The organism is Pseudoalteromonas mucoides (assembly GCF_049257175.1).
Taxonomy (GTDB): domain Bacteria; phylum Pseudomonadota; class Gammaproteobacteria; order Enterobacterales; family Alteromonadaceae; genus Pseudoalteromonas.
The window spans coordinates 1-16,492 of sequence record NZ_JBMMUC010000010.1 but is presented as its reverse complement, the minus strand read 5'-3'; the positions used below and the strand labels follow the sequence as shown (position 1 = coordinate 16,492).

The following is a 16,492-nucleotide window of genomic DNA, read 5'->3' as shown; positions in this document are numbered from 1 at the left end:
ATATACTTAACGATATGTATTTAAAGTATTTTCAAATGAATGAATATCGATTTTTTTATTATTTAGTACTGTTAAAAGTTATTTCTTAGCCTCAAAACTATAAACTAATATTTATTTAATTGGACCCTTTTATAAACCGAACGCCGATTTTGTCCTATTGGTGACCGAATTTTTATTAGCACTTTTTTTTGTAGAACCCTATTCTGGATATGTTGTTTAACAACAAATTAACTTAAGGCACATCCTAACCACACAGCTTTGTTTAAAAGTTAATTACATGACAACTCACACAACATAAGAACACACAATTTACTGGAGATAGACATGAGCAATAATACTGAAACTCAGCAGTTAACGAGTCTCTCACGGCGATTTAAAAAATCAACTTTGCTACTAGCTATACTTGCAAGCTCTAATATTGCTATCGCACAAGAACAACAAGAAAAAGAACAAAGTGATGAATTTGAAGTGATAGAAGTACGCGGTATTCGTTCATCTATGGCCGAAAACTTAGCGATTAAGCGGTTATCAAACTCTATTGTCGATGCCATAACAGCTGAGGATATCGGTAAGTTTCCAGATAAAAATGTTGCTGACTCATTACAACGAGTGCCTGGTGTTGTGATATCCCGTAGTGGTGGAGAAGGTGAAAATGTTAGTATTCGTGGACTTTCATCAGATTTAACCCTCACTCAGCTTAATGGTAATTTTATAGCATCGTCACCTGGTTCACCTTCACGTTCGTTTAGCTATTCTTTACTGCCATCAACAATGGTTAAATCCGTTGAAGTTTTTAAATCTTCAGAAGCGCGTCTAGATGAAGGTGGAGTGGGTGGTACTGTTATCCTTCATAGTAGAACCCCGTTAGACATGGAGGCAAATTCAGGCGCATTCAATGTAGAGTATACCTACGCAGATGTGACAAAAGAATACGAACCTAATTTTAGTGGTGTTTATTCTTGGAAGAATGACGATGAAGACTTTGGTTTTCTTTTGGGTTATACAAATCAAGATCGAACAAATAGAACGTTAAGTGGTGATATGTCAACAGGTGGTGGCTGGCGTTGGGCTACGAGTAGTGACTTGCCTGCTACTGATACTAATGGTAATGAAATTACTGATAGTACAAGACGCTTTAGTGCATTAGAAGATGCTAACGGAAATAGCTATGATGGTGTATGGGCTCCACAAGTCGCAGGAGTTGGGATCACAGAAGAAAAACGTGAACGTGTTGGAGTTCAAGCAACGATACAATGGCGTCCTACAGATAATTTAGAGCTTACTTTTAATCATTTCCACTTTGAATTAGGGCAAGACAGAACGACTTCACAATTAATGATACCTGAGTGGAAATATAGCCCTGATTATTTAACAGACGTAATACTTGATGAAACTGGCACTATTGTCACGGGGATGGATTTTACCAGTGGTGCAAGTGGTAGCGAAGGCAACTTAGAATTCCCTTGGATTATCGGTAGTTATACTAAAGAGAAAGATACGTCAGATACGTATGATTTTGCTTTTGAATATGCAGGAGACGTTTTCGACTTAAGTGGTAAATTTGGTCGTACAGAGGCCAGTGGTGGGCCGTCTGAGTCGTTTAGCGCAGCTTATAAAAGTGGTCAGCCAGCAAGTAGAAGTGACTCAGGGGTAAATGAAAATGCAGCCTCGTTTGCAGGTTGGCGATTAGGGGATCGTGTTTCATTATATGCAGATCCTGCTTTATTAAGTAATTTACAAGCAGGTATTGCCGGTGACCCAGATCCAGGCTCTACAGGTTCAAGCTTTATTGTCAGTGACTTAAAAGAAGATTATGGTCAATTAGATTTAGACTACCATATTGCGTATGGCATTCTCGATACAATTCGAGTGGGTGTTAAGCATCGCAAAGCCACACTTCATCGTGAAACAAATAATACATTTTTCATTACACAAGATGGAGCTGACCGTATAGCCAGTGGTGATTTAGACCCATTTAGTCAAGGTGCAATTGATGAAGTGGCCTATCAATGGATAGGCGGTATGCCAAATTTAGAAGATGTATTAAATCAGGAGTCAGAAAAAAATATTGCCGGAGGTTTTGAAGTTAATACCATGCCTAGCATTAACTGGCAGCAATATCGCGACATTGTTACTAACGAATATGTCAAATACACACGACGTGAGCCTGATTTTGTATTCGATATAGAAGAAGAAATCACTGCAGCATACCTACAAGCCGATTTTTCTTTTGGCGACTTCCGCGGTAATTTTGGTGTGAGATACGTTGAGACTGAAACCCAAATCATGTCATCAGATAAAATAAATTACTTTTTAGATGACATTGATGATGTTACTGGTGAAGATATTTTAGGTGATGAACGTTTGGTTGATGTTGAAACAACGACCTTACGTACAGTAAAAGATGACCGATTCTTACCGAGTTTAAACTTAGTTTGGGAAGCAAACGACTCATTGGTAGTTAGGGCCGCGGCTGCTAAAACAATGTCACGTGCTCCTTTTAATGATTTAGGTGCACCAGAGCAACTGACTTTCATTTCACAAGAGTGGGCTGATGATCGTCTTGAGTTTAGGGGCAACCCTGTTGATCAAGGTTGGAGTGGGTCGGGTGGTAACAAAGCACTTGAGCCATTTGAGTCTGTGCAATTAGATTTATCGGCTGAGTATTACTATGGTATAGGCTCAGCGGTTGGGGTTGCCTTATTTAAAAAGGATGTCGATAACTTTATAGTGCCGTTAATAATTACCTCAGAACGACCATTCGAAGGTTTTACAAACCCATTTACCGATGAAGAAATTGTTCCTGCTGGCAATATTACAGTAACTCCGTTTACGACTACGGCTAATGGCACTAATGCGACTTCTCAGGGCGTTGAAATCTTCGCACAACATTCATTTGAAAATGGATTCGGGATCAATGCGAATTACACGTTAAATGATACAAATCAAGCTGATGTAAGTGTCGACGGTGAAAAAGTAGGTGAGTCTGCTTTAGTTGGAAGTGCTGATGATCAATTTAATTTCTCTGCCTACTTTGAAAATCATGATTACAGTATTAGAGCTTCTTATAATCGACGAGGAAAGATGGCGTTAGGGCTAGCTGATGGCTTAACTGTCTCACAAGAACCTTACCAACAAGTTGATTTAAATGCGTCATATAACCTTATGGAAAACCTTGTTCTTTCTGTTTCAGTTATTAACTTAACAAAAGAAGAGTCACGGACATATTATGGTGACGATAGTGAAAATCGCCTTCGAAGTAGTAGTTATAGCGGACGAAGATACTACGCTGGCATGACTTATCGTTTTTAATATCCATATTAATAAGTACGTTTTAACACACTAATTTAAAGTAAATAACTTACGCCTGATAAATAAAATAATGACTGGGCGGGCTAGTGTGTAATCGACACCTGAACATTTAAGGCACTATCATGAATAAATTAAAATCTTTAAAGTTTGTAGGCACTGGGATGCTTACTGTAGGACTATTAAGTGGTTGTGGAGGAGGCAGTAATGATCCTCAAAAAGAGAATGTACCGGTAACACCAGACATTACTTATGCTGAAATCGCCGGCTCAGTAATAAAAGGTGCTATAGCAAATGCCGACATATCGGTGAGCACATTAAATGGCACTGATCTTACGATTAGTGGTGCTCAGTTTACGGATAATGAAGGTAAATTTTTTATTGAATTAGCTTCTGACCCCGGATTTGGTATAAATACAACGCTAAAAATAAATGTTGTTACAAACGATGATTCAACAATGCTTTGCGATGCTTTGCAATGTGGTGATACAGACTTTGCCCAGTTAACGCAGGCAGGTGCTTTAGCAGGTAATACATTTACCACTTTGGGCCAATTAGCTGTTGATTATGGCAATGCTAACAATGGCGTTGAAGATGGTACTTTTCAAGCAAATGCACTGACAACATTGGCAACGCAATTATTAGAGCAACAAATTATAGAAGGGAAAAATGTATCAACCACAGAGTTAATGGAGTTAGCACAAAGCCAAGTATCTGATTTACTACTTCGGGTACTCGGTATGCAGATAACGAATAGCAATGTATTTACAACACCTGTGGTTGGTGCTGATAAGCTTGAAAACTTTATCCAAGGTGAGACCTGCGAAGAGGATGAGTCAGGTGAGCAAGTTTGTTCAACCCAGTATGTTGATGAAATGACAATTAAATTATCATTATTGAACGCAGCATTTGCCCAGTTTAGTGAAACTCAAACCCTTCAATCGGTGATGGAAGATGCGCAGCAGAACATTACCGCGTCACTTTTAGAAGACACCGTTGCTCTGGAAGTTGTACGCCAAGTAACATTTGATGCAATCACCATGCACCCTTTAACTGAAGAGCTAGGGTTGAGTGCTGATACTATTGTCGACTTAACGCTCCCTTTATTTGATGCACCTGTATCGACAGGCCCATTACAAGAAGTAACAACACAGGAAAATCTAGTTGGTGCTGTATATACAGCAAGAAATGCTATAAGTGATGCAGAGGATGCCGCAAAAGCATTTGATTCTAACATAGAAACAAAGTGGCTAGACCATAATGATTGGTTGGGGGCACCTTCAGAAGAGTCGCCTTCATGGATACAGGTTGATTTTACTAATGCTCATGCAGTGAATAGTCTTTTTATTACCAGTGCTAATGATGCACCTGAGCGAGATCCGGAAAACTTCACAATCTTAGGCTCAAATGATGGCGGAGAAACATGGGCAAGCCTTGCAAGCTTTGTCGGTGTATCATTTGACGAACGGCTTATGCGCCAAGAGTTTAGCTTTAGTAACGGTCAAAAATATAAAAGTTATCGTATTAATATTACAAAAAACAAAAATAATGATGGTTTAATGCAACTAACTGAAATTCAGATGGTTGGACCGGTGTTTAACAGTGTTGATCATACAAATATAGTCAACGGTGTAGCAACAGCTAGAAATAGTATTGGTGATGCAGAAAACCAAGATAAAGCATTTGATAACGACCCATCAACAAAATGGCTCGATCATAACGATTGGCTCGGAGCTCCGACAGAAGCTGAACCATCTTGGATCCAAATGGACTTTGACACTGCTGTTGCGGTCGACACATTAGCTATAACAAGTGCAAATGATGCACCTGAACGTGATCCTGAAAACTTTTCTATACTTGCATCAAATGATGGTGGAACAACATGGCAAAAGCTTGCAAGTTGGGTAGGAGAGACCTTTGAGGGGCGAGGTCAAACAAGAGCATTTTCATTACAAAATCAATTAGCTTTTTCAAGCTACCGATTAGAAATTAGTAAAAACAAGAATAATGACGGCTTGTTGCAAATCGCCAACATAGACTTAATTGGTCCAGAGCAACCAGGATTAGATCATAGTAAAGCCGATGGAGTTAGTTATAGTGCACGTTTTAGTATAAGTGATAGTGAAAGTGCTGCGCAGGCATTTGATAATGACATTAACACCAAATGGCTTGATCATAATGACTGGCAAGGGGCACCAACCGCTGATGACCCTGCTTGGATCCAAGTTGAGTTACCAGAGGCAAAAGCCGTTAATACATTGTCAATAACAAGTGCTGGTGATGCACCAGAACGTGATCCTGAATCATTCAGTATTCTGGGTTCTCACAATGCAGAGGATTGGGTTAATTTGGCATCATGGGTAGGTGAAACATTTGAAGAACGTTTTGAACAAAAAAACCTATCGTTTAGTAATACCTTAGCTTATAGCTACTATCGTCTTTCAATCAGTAAAAATGCGAATAATGATGGTTTGGTACAAATAGCTGAAATCGCAACTATAGGCCCTGATTACGCGTTTATAGATTTAAGCCGTTTACCTGGCACCGTTTATAGTGCCCGTTATAGTATTGGTGATGGCGAAAGTCCTGATAAAGCATTTGATGGTGATACTAATACAAAATGGCTTGACCATAATGATTGGCAAGGCGCCCCTACAGCGGAAGACCCAGCATGGATTCAGGTCGATTTTACTGAACAACAAGTTGTTAGTGGCCTTGCTATTACGAGCGCAAATGATGCACCAGAGCGTGACCCTGAAAACTTCACTCTACTTGGCTCTAATGATGGTGGTGAAACATGGATTGAAGTTGCCGCATGGGTCGGTGAAAGCTGGGATACACGCTTTGAACGCCGCAGTTTTGATTTTACTAATGGCTTTGGTTATTCGAGCTACCGTTTAAATATTAGTAAAAATGCAAACAATGATGGCCTTGTACAAATAGCAGAAATTGAGTTACTTGGACTAGATAAATAGTTTTAACAGAGCAAGGTCAGAATTATTTCTGACCTTTTTTATTAATGCCAATCTAGGTTAATCAATGAATACTAAACGAACTTTTTTAAAGCAATCCATAACTACTTTACTTGCACTGGGTGCTTCAACCTTAGCGAGCAAAAGTATTGCAGACCCTCAGCAACTTTCAACGAAATTAAGTAAATCAAAAATACGCACTAAGCCGATTGTTGTTTCTACATGGCAACATGGTGTTGCAGCAAATCAAGAAGCTTGGCGAATACTCAATGCAAAAGGTAAAGCGATTGATGCTGTAGAGGCAGGTGTGCGCATACCTGAAGCTGATCCTAATGTGATGACGGTTGGATACGGTGGTTACCCAGATAGAGAAGGTAATGTCACCCTAGATGCATGCATTATGGATGAGAACCAAAATTGTGGCTCAGTGGCGTATTTACAAAAGATTAAACACCCGATTTCAGTTGCCCGATTAGTAATGGATAAAACACCGCATGTTATGTTGGTTGGTCAAGGCGCGCAGCAATTTGCCAAAGTAAATGGATTTAAAGAAGAAAATTTACTTACAGCAAAAGCCAAAAAAGCCTGGCAAGATTGGCTTGTGGAATCAAAATACGCACCTGTGATCAATATTGAAAATCACGACACAATAGGAATGCTAGCATTAGATTATGATGGTAATTTATCTGGTGCGTGTACCACCAGTGGTGCCGCTTTTAAAATGGCTGGGCGGGTAGGCGACTCTCCTATTATTGGCGCTGGTTTATACGTTGATAACGATATTGGTGCAGCAACTGCAACAGGTATGGGGGAGTTAATGATGAAGACTGTTGGCTGTCACCTTGTGGTTGAAATGATGCGCCAAGGTATGTCACCTACCGACGCATGCAAGGCAGCGGTTGAGCGTATTGCAAGTAAATTGGGTGATTATAAGCAGTTTCAGGTCGGGTTTTTAGCACTAAATAAAGCCGGTGAATATGGCTCTTATTGTATTCAACCTGGCTTTGACTATGCAGTTAAATCAGAACATGAAAGTAAGCTTATCAATGCAAGCAGTTTGGTTTAGCTCACTAAAATCAGTATTGAAAAGTGAGCTGAAGAGCGGCTTTTTAAATCAGGTACTGTGTATGAATATATCACCTAAGGGGCATTTCGTTGGGCTGGTGATGCTTTAAAGTCACCAACCACTTCACGTGGGTTTACTTCATCTTTATACTGGTTAGTTGCTGACGCCCACCACATTAATTGATGAAAAGTTCGACTGTAGTAGTTCATCCACGCACTTTCATCTTCAGTTGCTTGCACTGAACCATCTTCGTTAAATACTTCCTGAGCTTTAGGGATATGGACCATTGCAGAGACTGATAAACAACCAAGTTCAGCTAAAAACGTACGCATACCAACTGCTGCTCGCATTCCGCCCCATTGTCCTGCTGAATAAGTAACAATTGCGCTTGGCTTGTACGAAAATGATGAGCTGGCAAAATGATTTAAAAGATTCGCAAGAGCAGGGCTCATAGAGTGGTTGTATTCAGGGCTCACCATAACATAACCATCTGCTGCTGCTATTTTTTCTGCAAGGATGTTCAGTGGCTCGGGGGCTTTACCTTGAGCATAAGCAAATTGCGGTTTGAAAATTGAATCTAACGGATAATCTAATGGATCAATTAATTCAAACTGATGGGTTGAATAAGTGTTTTGCAAATAACTAAGAATAGATTTCGCAACACGCAAACCTAATCTTGCAGGTCTTGGCGGAGTGCTGTCGCGAACAGTACCCAAAAAAATAAGAAATTTCATCTTTTATACTCCTATTCGTTGTTTTAAAACTCTAAAGCGCTTTCAGTGCTTAGTAACAATCAGTCTAAACGTTTATTTGGTAAATTACCTCATACAGGATAAACATTTTAGCTGCTTTCATTTAAAACTGATTTATTGTTTTGAAAAATAAGTGAACTAGTAAATTGCATTGATATAATATAACATCTCTAAATTATTTAACTAAAGAGCTCAAAAATGAATAAAAAACTGCCCGTCACAGTTTTATCTGGCTTTCTCGGTGCTGGTAAAACAACCGTTTTAAGTCATATTTTGAATAATCGGCAAAATTTAAAAGTGGCTGTCATCGTAAATGACATGAGTGATATTAATATCGACGCTGCTGTTATTAAAAATGAAGTGTCACTTAACCACAGTAATGAAAAACTTGTAGAGATGAGTAACGGTTGTATTTGTTGTACGTTACGAGAAGACCTTTTAATAGAAGTAACAAAGCTTGCTAAAGAAGGCAAGTTTGACTATTTAGTTATTGAATCTACGGGTATTTCAGAGCCTCTACCAGTTGCTGAAACATTCACATTTGCCGATGAAAACAGTCGTTCATTATCTGATGTTGCAAGGTTAGATACGATGGTGACGGTTGTTGATGCCGTTAATTTTTTAAATGATTACGAACAAGCCCAATTCTTACACGATGTTGGTGAATCATTAGGTGAAGATGACGAGCGCAGTATAACTGAATTGCTGGTTGACCAAGTCGAATTTGCTGATGTTATTTTGATCAGCAAAACAGATCTAGTTACTAAAGAGCAAATATCTCAGCTCACCGCAATTTTACATACTCTAAACACTGAAGCCAAAATTATACCTATCACATCTGGTAATGTGGCAATAAATGAAATCCTAAATACAAATTTATTTGATTTCGATAAGGCACAGCAAGCACCTGGCTGGTTAAAAGAAATGCGAGGTGAGCATATTCCAGAGACACAAGAGTATGGAATAAGCAGCTTTAATTATGTTGCTCATCGTCCTTTTGACCCTAATAAGTTTTATCAATTTCTACACACTACTGAACAGTATGGAAAAATGCTTCGTTCAAAAGGTTACTTTTGGCTAGCCACACGACCTGATTTTTGTGGGCAGTGGAACCAAGCGGGTGGCATTGCCGATTATGGTTTTGCAGGAATGTTTTATAAAGCCTTGCCTAAAAGTGAATGGCCGACTGATGATGAGTCATTAGAAGAAATTAATAATAAGTGGCAAGAGCCGTATGGTGATATGCGTCAAGAGTTGGTCTTTATAGGCCAATCTTTGAATCAAGATGCAATCAAAGGTGCACTTGATGCGTGTTTACTCAGTGATGATATTTTGCTTAAAGGTAAAGACCACTGGTCATCTTTGGACGACCCATTTCCAATTTGGGAGGAAGGTGTATGACTTTACTCGCCACACCTAGCATAACCCAAGAATCACTCACGCGACGTGCCGCAATAGACACAAGTCCGAATATATTTACTGATATTTATCAACCCGATGTCAATATAGTTATATGGCAGCGAAAGCTTGCAGACACATTATCTGAAGCGGTAAATGAGCTAATAAATACTAATCAATTAAAATCGCTTGAATTAGCCGTTGCACCAGAAAATACATTTGCCGAGCTTACTAACATTTTAGGTAGCTCAGAGGCTGCATCAATTTTGAGCGAAGACATAGCTTTAATTGTAGATATGTTTTGTTGTTTGTTTGGTTTAAAGCGGGCAGGCTTGCGTTTAACGATGCTTGATAAACCTATGTGCCCACGTTTTCATGTTGATAAAATACCTTGCCGTTTAGTATCGACTTACCAGGGGGTTGCAACATAGTGGCTTGCGCATGAACATGTGGACCGCAGTAAATTAGGTGCAGGCAATAACGGAAAAACAGATGAAGACTCAGGTTTATTTAAAAATCCAAAAAATATACAGAGCCTAAATCAAGGCGATGTTGCATTATTGAAAGGAGAGAACTGGCAAGATACGCAAGGTGCAGGCTTGGTACACCGCTCCCCGCTTGTCACACAAAATAGCCAGCGAGTATTATTGACGTTGGACTTTATCTAGTTGAAGTTGCACAAACAGCAAAAGAGCGCATCAAGCGCCCTTAAGAGTAAATTATAACCACATTAAAAAATAGTACTTTATATAAGGTGGTTACCAATTACTTTTTTTCTTCGTCAGGTAACGTAACGTTGAGCTCTAGCACAGCTAAATCGTCTTCGTTTTGGTCAAACTGAACTTGCACTGCATCGGTATTCACATTTACATACTTGCGAATAACATCAAGGATGTCTTGTTTTAACTGTGGTAAATAATCTGGTGTACCACGTTGTGAGCGCTCGTGCGCAACAATGATCTGCAATCGCTCTTTTGCCAGTGATGCGGTGTTTTTCTTTTCTGAGCGGAAGTAGTCAAGTAAAGACACATTAACCTCCAAATATCCGTTTGAATAAACCTTTCTTCTCTACATCTAAGAAGCGAAAATCGACTGTCTCGCCTAACAAACGCTCAATTGCGTCAGCATAAGCAAGTCCTGCATCAGATTCAGAATCAAGAATAACCGGTTGGCCTGAGTTTGATGCACTTAGTACGGCTTGAGACTCTGGAATAACACCCAATAGTGGTATTGATAAAATATCTTTCACATCTTCAACAGAAAGCATCTCACCTTTTTCTACACGCTCTGCGTTGTAGCGCGTGAGGAGAAGATGCTCTTTAATGTTCTCAAGGCCTTCTTCTGCACGCTTAGATTTACTGTGCAGAATACCTAAAATACGGTCTGAATCTCGTACAGATGAAACTTCAGGATTAGTCGTCACAATTGCTTCATCTGCGAAATACATCGCCATCATGGCACCTGCTTCAATACCTGCTGGTGAGTCACAGACAATATAATCAAAATCTTTTTTCAACTCATTTAACACGCGCTCTACACCATCACGGGTGAGTGCATCCTTATCGCGAGTTTGCGATGCCGGTAGTAAAAATAACTTCTCAACGCGTTTATCTTTAATAAGTGCTTGATTAAGGTTTGCTTCGCCGTTAATAACATTTACGAAGTCATAAACTACACGACGCTCACAGCCCATGATTAAATCAAGGTTACGTAAGCCAATATCAAAATCAATAATAACTGTTTTATAGCCTTTAAGAGCTAAACCTGTGCCAATTGCAGCACTTGACGTAGTTTTACCTACACCACCTTTACCAGATGTAACGACAATTACTTTTGCCATAAGATTTATCCTTTAACCAAAGCTGAAATTTCTAATGATTCATTTTTTTGTTGTATTTGCGCGGCCTGTCCCCAGTGTTCACCCTGTAATGAGTCACTGATCCAGTAATTACCATTAATTGAAACTAGTTCGGCTTCTAATTTTTGGCAAAATATATGTGCTTCTTTTAAACCTTGTGCACCGGCTATTGCACGTCCGCGCAAAGTGCCATAAATATGTACGTTGCCATCGGCGATAACTTCTGCACCGTGGCTTACTGCGCCAAGCACAATAAGATCTCTATCTTTTGCATAAACTTGCTGACCAGAACGTACTGTGCCATTTATAACTTGCGCAGGTAAATGAACGGCCTTTTCTACAATTGATGTATTGGGCTCTTGTTTAACAGGTTCACTCTTAACGTCTTGTGAATAGTTTAATACAGAAAGGCCTGCCGACTTGGCAAGTTTATGCTGCTCATCTGAGCCATTGCATACACCTACGGCATTGAAGTTTAAGCGCTCAATTAATGACTTTAAATGAATAAAATCTATTTCATTGTTTTTAACTTCAATTAAATTAACAACGATAGGCGCGCCTTCAAAAAATCGAGGGGCTTGAGATATTTTTATATACAGTTGCTCTGCTAAAAGGTTTATATCAGTACTGTACAAGTGTAAAACTGATAATGTAAAAAGATTTCCCTTTAGCTCAAAAATTTGGTCCGACATATACACTCAATTGTATTGTTTTGACTAGAAACAAAATTTAAATAAACACAGGCTGAATAAGGCCCTAATTTATATGGATTAAGGTGAAATTTCTAATCTAATTCTTCTAACTTATTATTACTCTCATGTTATAGTGTGCAGCACTGTTAAGCAAGATTTTATAGGGCCATAATGCTCACTGCGGTATATAAAAGTAAGAAAAAAGTGGATACCTTTCTTTTTGTTGAAAAAAGAGATGATTTCAGTAAGGTACCGGAACCTTTAATGGCCATGTTTGGTCAACCTCAATATGTAATGATTATTAACTTAGCAAAGCGTGAGCACTTAGGTGGAGCCGATTTAAATACAGTTAAGCAAGCGTTAACAGATGATGGGTTTTACTTGCAATTACCTCCACCGGAGGAAAATTTACTCGCTGAGTTCAAAAAACAAAATGGAGTTGAAAGTGACTAAAAAGATAACAACAAAATTGGCTGCTATTATTTGCAGTGCATGTATTAGTACATCGGCACTGGCCAATACCCAAGCAAAGTTTGACGAGTATGTAGCTAATCGAAAACAAGAAGCGGCGCAAAAAGGCTACGATAGCCAACTAATTGAAGATGCATTCGCAACCGCAAAATTTAAGAAAAAAGTCATCTCAGCAGATAAAAGTCAGCCTGAAGTGGTCGAAACCCTAGAAACCTATTTACCAAAGCGCGTTCCACAATGGAAAATAGACCGCGCACGTAAATTATACGCTGAAAATAAAGACGTATTAGAGCAAGTTGCTAAAGAGTTTGGTGTACAAGCACGCTTTATTGTTGCCCTATGGGGACTTGAAAGTAACTTTGGCAAAATTCAAGGTGGCCATAACGTAATTTCATCAGTGGTGACTCTTGCCTTTGACGGTCGTCGTGAAACTATGTACAAAAACCAACTTTGGGCCGCACTCGACATTTTAAAAGCAGGGCACATTACCTTAGATAAATTTAAAGGTTCATGGGCAGGCGCTATGGGGCAAACTCAGTTTATGCCTACCTCATTTAATGCTTATGCTGTTGATTATGACAACGACGGCCGTAAAGACATTTGGACCACTCAAGCAGATGCTTTCGCCTCAATTGCAAATTATTTAAAACAAGCTGGTTGGAATGATGATTTAACTTGGGGTCGCCAAGTGCAATTACCGCAAGGATTTGATTCAAATTACGTTTTACAGCGCGGAACTAAAACACGCAAACAATGGCTGGAGTACTGGTCTAAGTCAGAGCGTTCATTAGCTGATTGGCAAGCATTAGGCGTGCGCAAAATGGACGGCACCGATTTACCTAATGTTGATGTAACTGCCGCTTTAGTTATGCCTGACGACATGGGCGGGCGTATGTATCTTGCGTATGACAACTACAAAGCACTTATGCATTGGAATCGTTCATACTACTTCGCCACCAGCGTAGGCTACTTATCAGACCGTATTGGGTATCCAGCGATTTAATAAATAATTAGATGCTAGGATCTAGGAAACTAGGTACTGGCACTAGGGTGCATGTACAAAGCGCGAGTATATCTCGCGCTCTTGTTTGTTAAACATTAGTGTAAAAGAGCTTTAAGAGAATTATTCACAAAGAGGCTATGAGACGCTGCGCTTAAGAGAAGACTGTAAAGCTTTCAGTGTTCAGTTTGTTGTTTAAGTTGGCTACGTAGGTTGTGTAGAGTGCAACGAAACCCAACGAAAAAATACCCTACCAGTCTGCTTCTTGGCTCAGTATAAAGAAGCCCTTCATAGCTCTTTTTGGCTTTAATTTATTCACGGTGATTTATTTGCTTTGAATTATAAAAATAAAACTTGCCAAGCATTACTAAACAAATAATACCTAAAAAGATTAACAACCAAAATAAAGCTAATGGAAATTGGCTTTTAGATATAACAATAACTGTAAGATAAAATGCAGTTACTAATACTAATAATATTAAACCAAGCTTTCCCATAAAAGTTTTAATATTGCCATTGATCATTCTTCCTCCCATTATTTGCTAGGTTGAGTGTAACGAAACCCAACGAATAAATACACTATCTGTCTTTACCTCGGCTTAGTATTAACAAGCCTTTTAGTTCTTCACTTTTTTATTCTGCATTGTGTTTAAAGCCCTTAAAGTGATTTATTCACAAAGAGATTAAGAGACACTGCGCTTAAGAGAAGACATTAAATTTATAAGTAACAGGGTAGTAAATAGACTGCTTTGCGTCATAAGAACAGAGTTAAAATTTTGATGTCTGAAGACTAGATTTGACCCCTTTGTTCTTTGTTTGTTCTTAGGGCGACTGTAAGTTTTGTGGGAAGGTTTCAAATTAGTGTGAGCGAGTATGCAGTAGGCATTGAGCTGAAAGATTCAGTTATCATATTTGCTTAGTTAGATTTAAATAACAAAGCTTAGGAATATACCTAAGCTTTTAATTAAAATAACCTGAAAGTTAATTAATGTTTGAACCCGTTTTCAACACTATCAGGTGAGAGGTCAGCAGAAGCAAACTGAATTATGCTTTCTGTATCACCAAAGTCTTTTGTTTGCGCACCAAGGTTCCTGATCTCTTCTCTTACGTCTTCATACACTTTTAAAAACTCATGTCTTCGATGAACTGGCTTTTCAAATGCAACCAATGCCTTTTCAGCTTGAACAACATCAAACTCAATCAGTTTCTTTAATCGACTAATCCAAGTTTCTCCATGTTCCATAGCAAGTAAAACGTTTTTTTGCTCGAAAGCCAGAGGTCTGATAATCCGATAACTATCATCAATTTCAGATACTAGTGGAACAGATATATCAAAAATTCCCGCTTTAAGATTTCGTTTTGTATAACGAACACCAGAAGGGAGCTTAGAAGTTAATTGTTTCTTTAGAGTACGAACCATTAACTGTTCTTTATATTCTTTACCTTCAGTGAAATTACGGCCAATAAAGCGGTTAAACAACTTGTCTAATGCTTCATGGATATTATTAGTAAGCAGAGTTCCCATTTCACCAAAATGCATGACAGACTCTCTAGTTCTAGTTACTTCTTTAAAGTAATCAACTAGATTTTTACCTTGAACATGGTTATGCACAAGGTGATTTCTGATCCTTGTTAGTTCTTCCTGAAAGCCCTCAATAGCATGTTTATAAACAACGCCATCTAAATCATCAAAAAAGTGGCTTACCCTTTTAAATGACTTTGGTGCTAACTTGAACTCGTACAAGCCTAGTTTAGGAGCTATAACCACCACACCAACATTTGCAAATTCTCTTGTCTCGGCGAAGGGCATAAAGCGAACAACAGCGTACATACACTGAACATTACTTGTAAATGTTAAATTTTTGTAGTTATTCATTTAAGCCCCTCCCAAAATTGTTGGTTTTGATATTCGTTCAATACTAGCTTTATTTCGGTTATAAGGCCATCAAAATTAGTTACTCCATCCTTCCAATCATCGGGTATTGCAGCCACTAAATCGTCCCAATCACTCATTGCCTTTCTTATTCTGTCTTCATAATCTTGCTGTAATACATAGTCAATTTGAGTTGGCCAAAACTGACTACTAACATGCAAGCTCTGATGATCTTTAGTTTGAAATTCTTTATCGCACGCTAAATTATGATCTAATACGATCACTTCCAAGGTCGAATGTCTGTAGAATAAATTAGGATTGCCTGATAACTCAGTTAAATTTCTATCAGCATTACGTATCCAATAATCAAAGACATAAAGATCTTGTAGTTGTTGTTCAGAGAAAGTTTGAAGCTGTTGATAATTCACTTCTTGCAAGTCTGGAATATGTTCTGAACCGAATGCCATTCCTTCACCAATTTCAAATTGATAGTTATCATTATATTCAAGCAAAGAGCTATCAACATAAACTAGCTCGCAATTAGGTATTGGTAAACCAATGCTGTGTCCTAATTTGCCAAAAAGCCACTCCTTTATACAACCTTCAAATCCAGCACGCTGACGTTTAAGAACATAGTTCTTATCATTATCAGCCGAACAAAGGTATGGACCTGTTGCACCTTGTTGCATTTGGTAGAGTATTTCTACGATACAAATCAAAACTTGGTTTCCTTGCTAAACTTTACAGGATTAATGTCACTGGAAATAATAATATACCTGATTAAGCGAAGTGGTGTCTTATATATTGCATGCAAATGAAGGTTTTATCAACGGCCGCTTATCGAAGCCTATTAATTGAACTCTAAATTTATGAGTAAAAAATAGTAGAACAGATATGAGCTACACCAAGCTTAAGGAACTTAGCGGGCTTAAACAAAGCTAACTTGGTTGATTTTTTCTTCCTTGGTTTTAAACTTTGACCTAGATGTATGGACTCCCTCTCCCTGAGGAGGTACGGTCTTAATCCGACAAAAGATTAACCAAAGGAGTCCATACATGAAAGATACTAATATATTGGCTATTGATTTAGCAAAGAATGTTT

General features: G+C 38.6%; 13 protein-coding genes and 1 pseudogene. 7 read left to right on the top strand and 7 right to left on the bottom strand.

The genetic code is table 11. The features are described from left to right. The first annotated feature begins 324 nt into the window (after positions 1 to 324). The 3 genes from AAEU30_RS12105 to AAEU30_RS12095 all read left to right on the top strand — a co-directional run bounded on the left by AAEU30_RS12105 (position 325) and on the right by AAEU30_RS12095 (position 7,347). Positions 325 to 3,312, top strand: a complete 2,988-nt coding sequence (locus AAEU30_RS12105; protein ID WP_421960714.1) for a TonB-dependent receptor — start codon at positions 325 to 327, stop codon at positions 3,310 to 3,312. 122 nt (positions 3,313 to 3,434) lie between these two features. Further along, entirely contained in the window at positions 3,435 to 6,284 is a 2,850-nt protein-coding gene (locus AAEU30_RS12100) for a discoidin domain-containing protein (RefSeq protein WP_421960713.1), read from the top strand. A 64-nt stretch (positions 6,285 to 6,348) separates the two neighbouring features. Then, the gene (locus tag AAEU30_RS12095; protein ID WP_421960712.1) at positions 6,349 to 7,347 is read left to right on the top strand and encodes a glycosylasparaginase; all 999 of its coding nucleotides are present in this window, start codon (positions 6,349 to 6,351) and stop codon (positions 7,345 to 7,347) included. Between the two features lie 74 nt (positions 7,348 to 7,421). Here AAEU30_RS12095 and AAEU30_RS12090 read toward each other — a convergent pair whose 3' ends face one another. Next, positions 7,422 to 8,081, bottom strand: coding sequence for an NADPH-dependent FMN reductase (locus AAEU30_RS12090; RefSeq protein WP_421960711.1), 660 nt, complete (start codon positions 8,079 to 8,081; stop codon positions 7,422 to 7,424). A gap of 216 nt (positions 8,082 to 8,297) precedes the next feature. Between AAEU30_RS12090 and zigA the strand changes: the two genes are divergently transcribed. After that, positions 8,298 to 9,500, top strand: coding sequence for a zinc metallochaperone GTPase ZigA (gene zigA / locus AAEU30_RS12085; protein ID WP_421960710.1), 1,203 nt, complete (start codon positions 8,298 to 8,300; stop codon positions 9,498 to 9,500). After that, a pseudogene (locus AAEU30_RS12080) lies at positions 9,497 to 10,165 on the top strand (DUF1826 domain-containing protein). Before zigA ends, AAEU30_RS12080 begins: the two are co-directional and overlap by 4 nt. A 97-nt stretch (positions 10,166 to 10,262) precedes the next feature. Here the strand turns inward: AAEU30_RS12080 and minE are convergent. From minE to minC, 3 genes are read right to left on the bottom strand one after another with little or no spacing between them, the layout of a single operon-like run. Next, positions 10,263 to 10,526, bottom strand: coding sequence for a cell division topological specificity factor MinE (gene minE / locus AAEU30_RS12075; RefSeq protein ID WP_087531477.1), 264 nt, complete (start codon positions 10,524 to 10,526; stop codon positions 10,263 to 10,265). A 1-nt stretch (position 10,527) separates the two neighbouring features. Then, on the bottom strand, positions 10,528 to 11,337 hold the full coding sequence (gene minD / locus AAEU30_RS12070; RefSeq protein WP_087531476.1) for a septum site-determining protein MinD: 810 nt from the start codon (positions 11,335 to 11,337) through the stop codon (positions 10,528 to 10,530). Positions 11,338 to 11,342: 5 nt separating this feature from the next. Further along, positions 11,343 to 12,047 carry a septum site-determining protein MinC gene (gene minC, locus AAEU30_RS12065; protein WP_421960709.1) on the bottom strand — a complete coding sequence of 235 codons (705 nt, stop codon included), beginning with the start codon at positions 12,045 to 12,047 and terminating at the stop codon, positions 11,343 to 11,345. Between the two features lie 171 nt (positions 12,048 to 12,218). On the opposite strand from minC, the gene AAEU30_RS12060 reads away from it, so the two are divergent. Beyond that, the gene (locus tag AAEU30_RS12060; RefSeq protein ID WP_421960708.1) at positions 12,219 to 12,500 is read left to right on the top strand and encodes a YcgL domain-containing protein; all 282 of its coding nucleotides are present in this window, start codon (positions 12,219 to 12,221) and stop codon (positions 12,498 to 12,500) included. A gap of 4 nt (positions 12,501 to 12,504) precedes the next feature. Then, positions 12,505 to 13,521, top strand: a complete 1,017-nt coding sequence (locus AAEU30_RS12055; RefSeq protein ID WP_421960830.1) for a lytic murein transglycosylase — start codon at positions 12,505 to 12,507, stop codon at positions 13,519 to 13,521. A 308-nt stretch (positions 13,522 to 13,829) separates the two neighbouring features. On the opposite strand, the gene AAEU30_RS12050 is transcribed toward AAEU30_RS12055, so the two are convergent. From AAEU30_RS12050 to AAEU30_RS12040, 3 genes are all read right to left on the bottom strand, one after another. Continuing rightward, positions 13,830 to 14,042, bottom strand: a complete 213-nt coding sequence (locus AAEU30_RS12050; protein ID WP_421960707.1) for a hypothetical protein — start codon at positions 14,040 to 14,042, stop codon at positions 13,830 to 13,832. 461 nt (positions 14,043 to 14,503) lie between these two features. Beyond that, positions 14,504 to 15,394: a DUF3037 domain-containing protein gene (locus AAEU30_RS12045; protein ID WP_421960706.1), complete on the bottom strand. Its 891-nt coding sequence runs from the start codon at positions 15,392 to 15,394 to the stop codon at positions 14,504 to 14,506. Next, positions 15,391 to 16,110 (bottom strand): HipA family kinase, encoded by a 720-nt coding sequence (locus AAEU30_RS12040; protein WP_421960705.1) that lies wholly within the window; start codon positions 16,108 to 16,110, stop codon positions 15,391 to 15,393. The genes AAEU30_RS12045 and AAEU30_RS12040 overlap by 4 nt, the downstream gene beginning before the upstream one ends. Positions 16,111 to 16,492: the final 382 nt, after the last annotated feature.

What these genes read in the sequence shown, in the direction of transcription:
- AAEU30_RS12105 (WP_421960714.1), top strand. Translation starts at nt 325, where the DNA reads ATGAGCAATAATACTGAAACTCAGCAGTTAACGAGTCTCTCACGGCGA.
- AAEU30_RS12100 (WP_421960713.1), top strand. Translation starts at nt 3,435, where the DNA reads ATGAATAAATTAAAATCTTTAAAGTTTGTAGGCACTGGGATGCTTACT.
- AAEU30_RS12095 (WP_421960712.1), top strand. Translation starts at nt 6,349, where the DNA reads ATGAATACTAAACGAACTTTTTTAAAGCAATCCATAACTACTTTACTT.
- AAEU30_RS12090 (WP_421960711.1), bottom strand. Translation starts at nt 8,081, where the DNA reads ATGAAATTTCTTATTTTTTTGGGTACTGTTCGCGACAGCACTCCGCCA.
- zigA (WP_421960710.1), top strand. Translation starts at nt 8,298, where the DNA reads ATGAATAAAAAACTGCCCGTCACAGTTTTATCTGGCTTTCTCGGTGCT.
- minD (WP_087531476.1), bottom strand. Translation starts at nt 11,337, where the DNA reads ATGGCAAAAGTAATTGTCGTTACATCTGGTAAAGGTGGTGTAGGTAAA.
- minC (WP_421960709.1), bottom strand. Translation starts at nt 12,047, where the DNA reads ATGTCGGACCAAATTTTTGAGCTAAAGGGAAATCTTTTTACATTATCA.
- AAEU30_RS12060 (WP_421960708.1), top strand. Translation starts at nt 12,219, where the DNA reads ATGCTCACTGCGGTATATAAAAGTAAGAAAAAAGTGGATACCTTTCTT.
- AAEU30_RS12050 (WP_421960707.1), bottom strand. Translation starts at nt 14,042, where the DNA reads ATGATCAATGGCAATATTAAAACTTTTATGGGAAAGCTTGGTTTAATA.
- AAEU30_RS12045 (WP_421960706.1), bottom strand. Translation starts at nt 15,394, where the DNA reads ATGAATAACTACAAAAATTTAACATTTACAAGTAATGTTCAGTGTATG.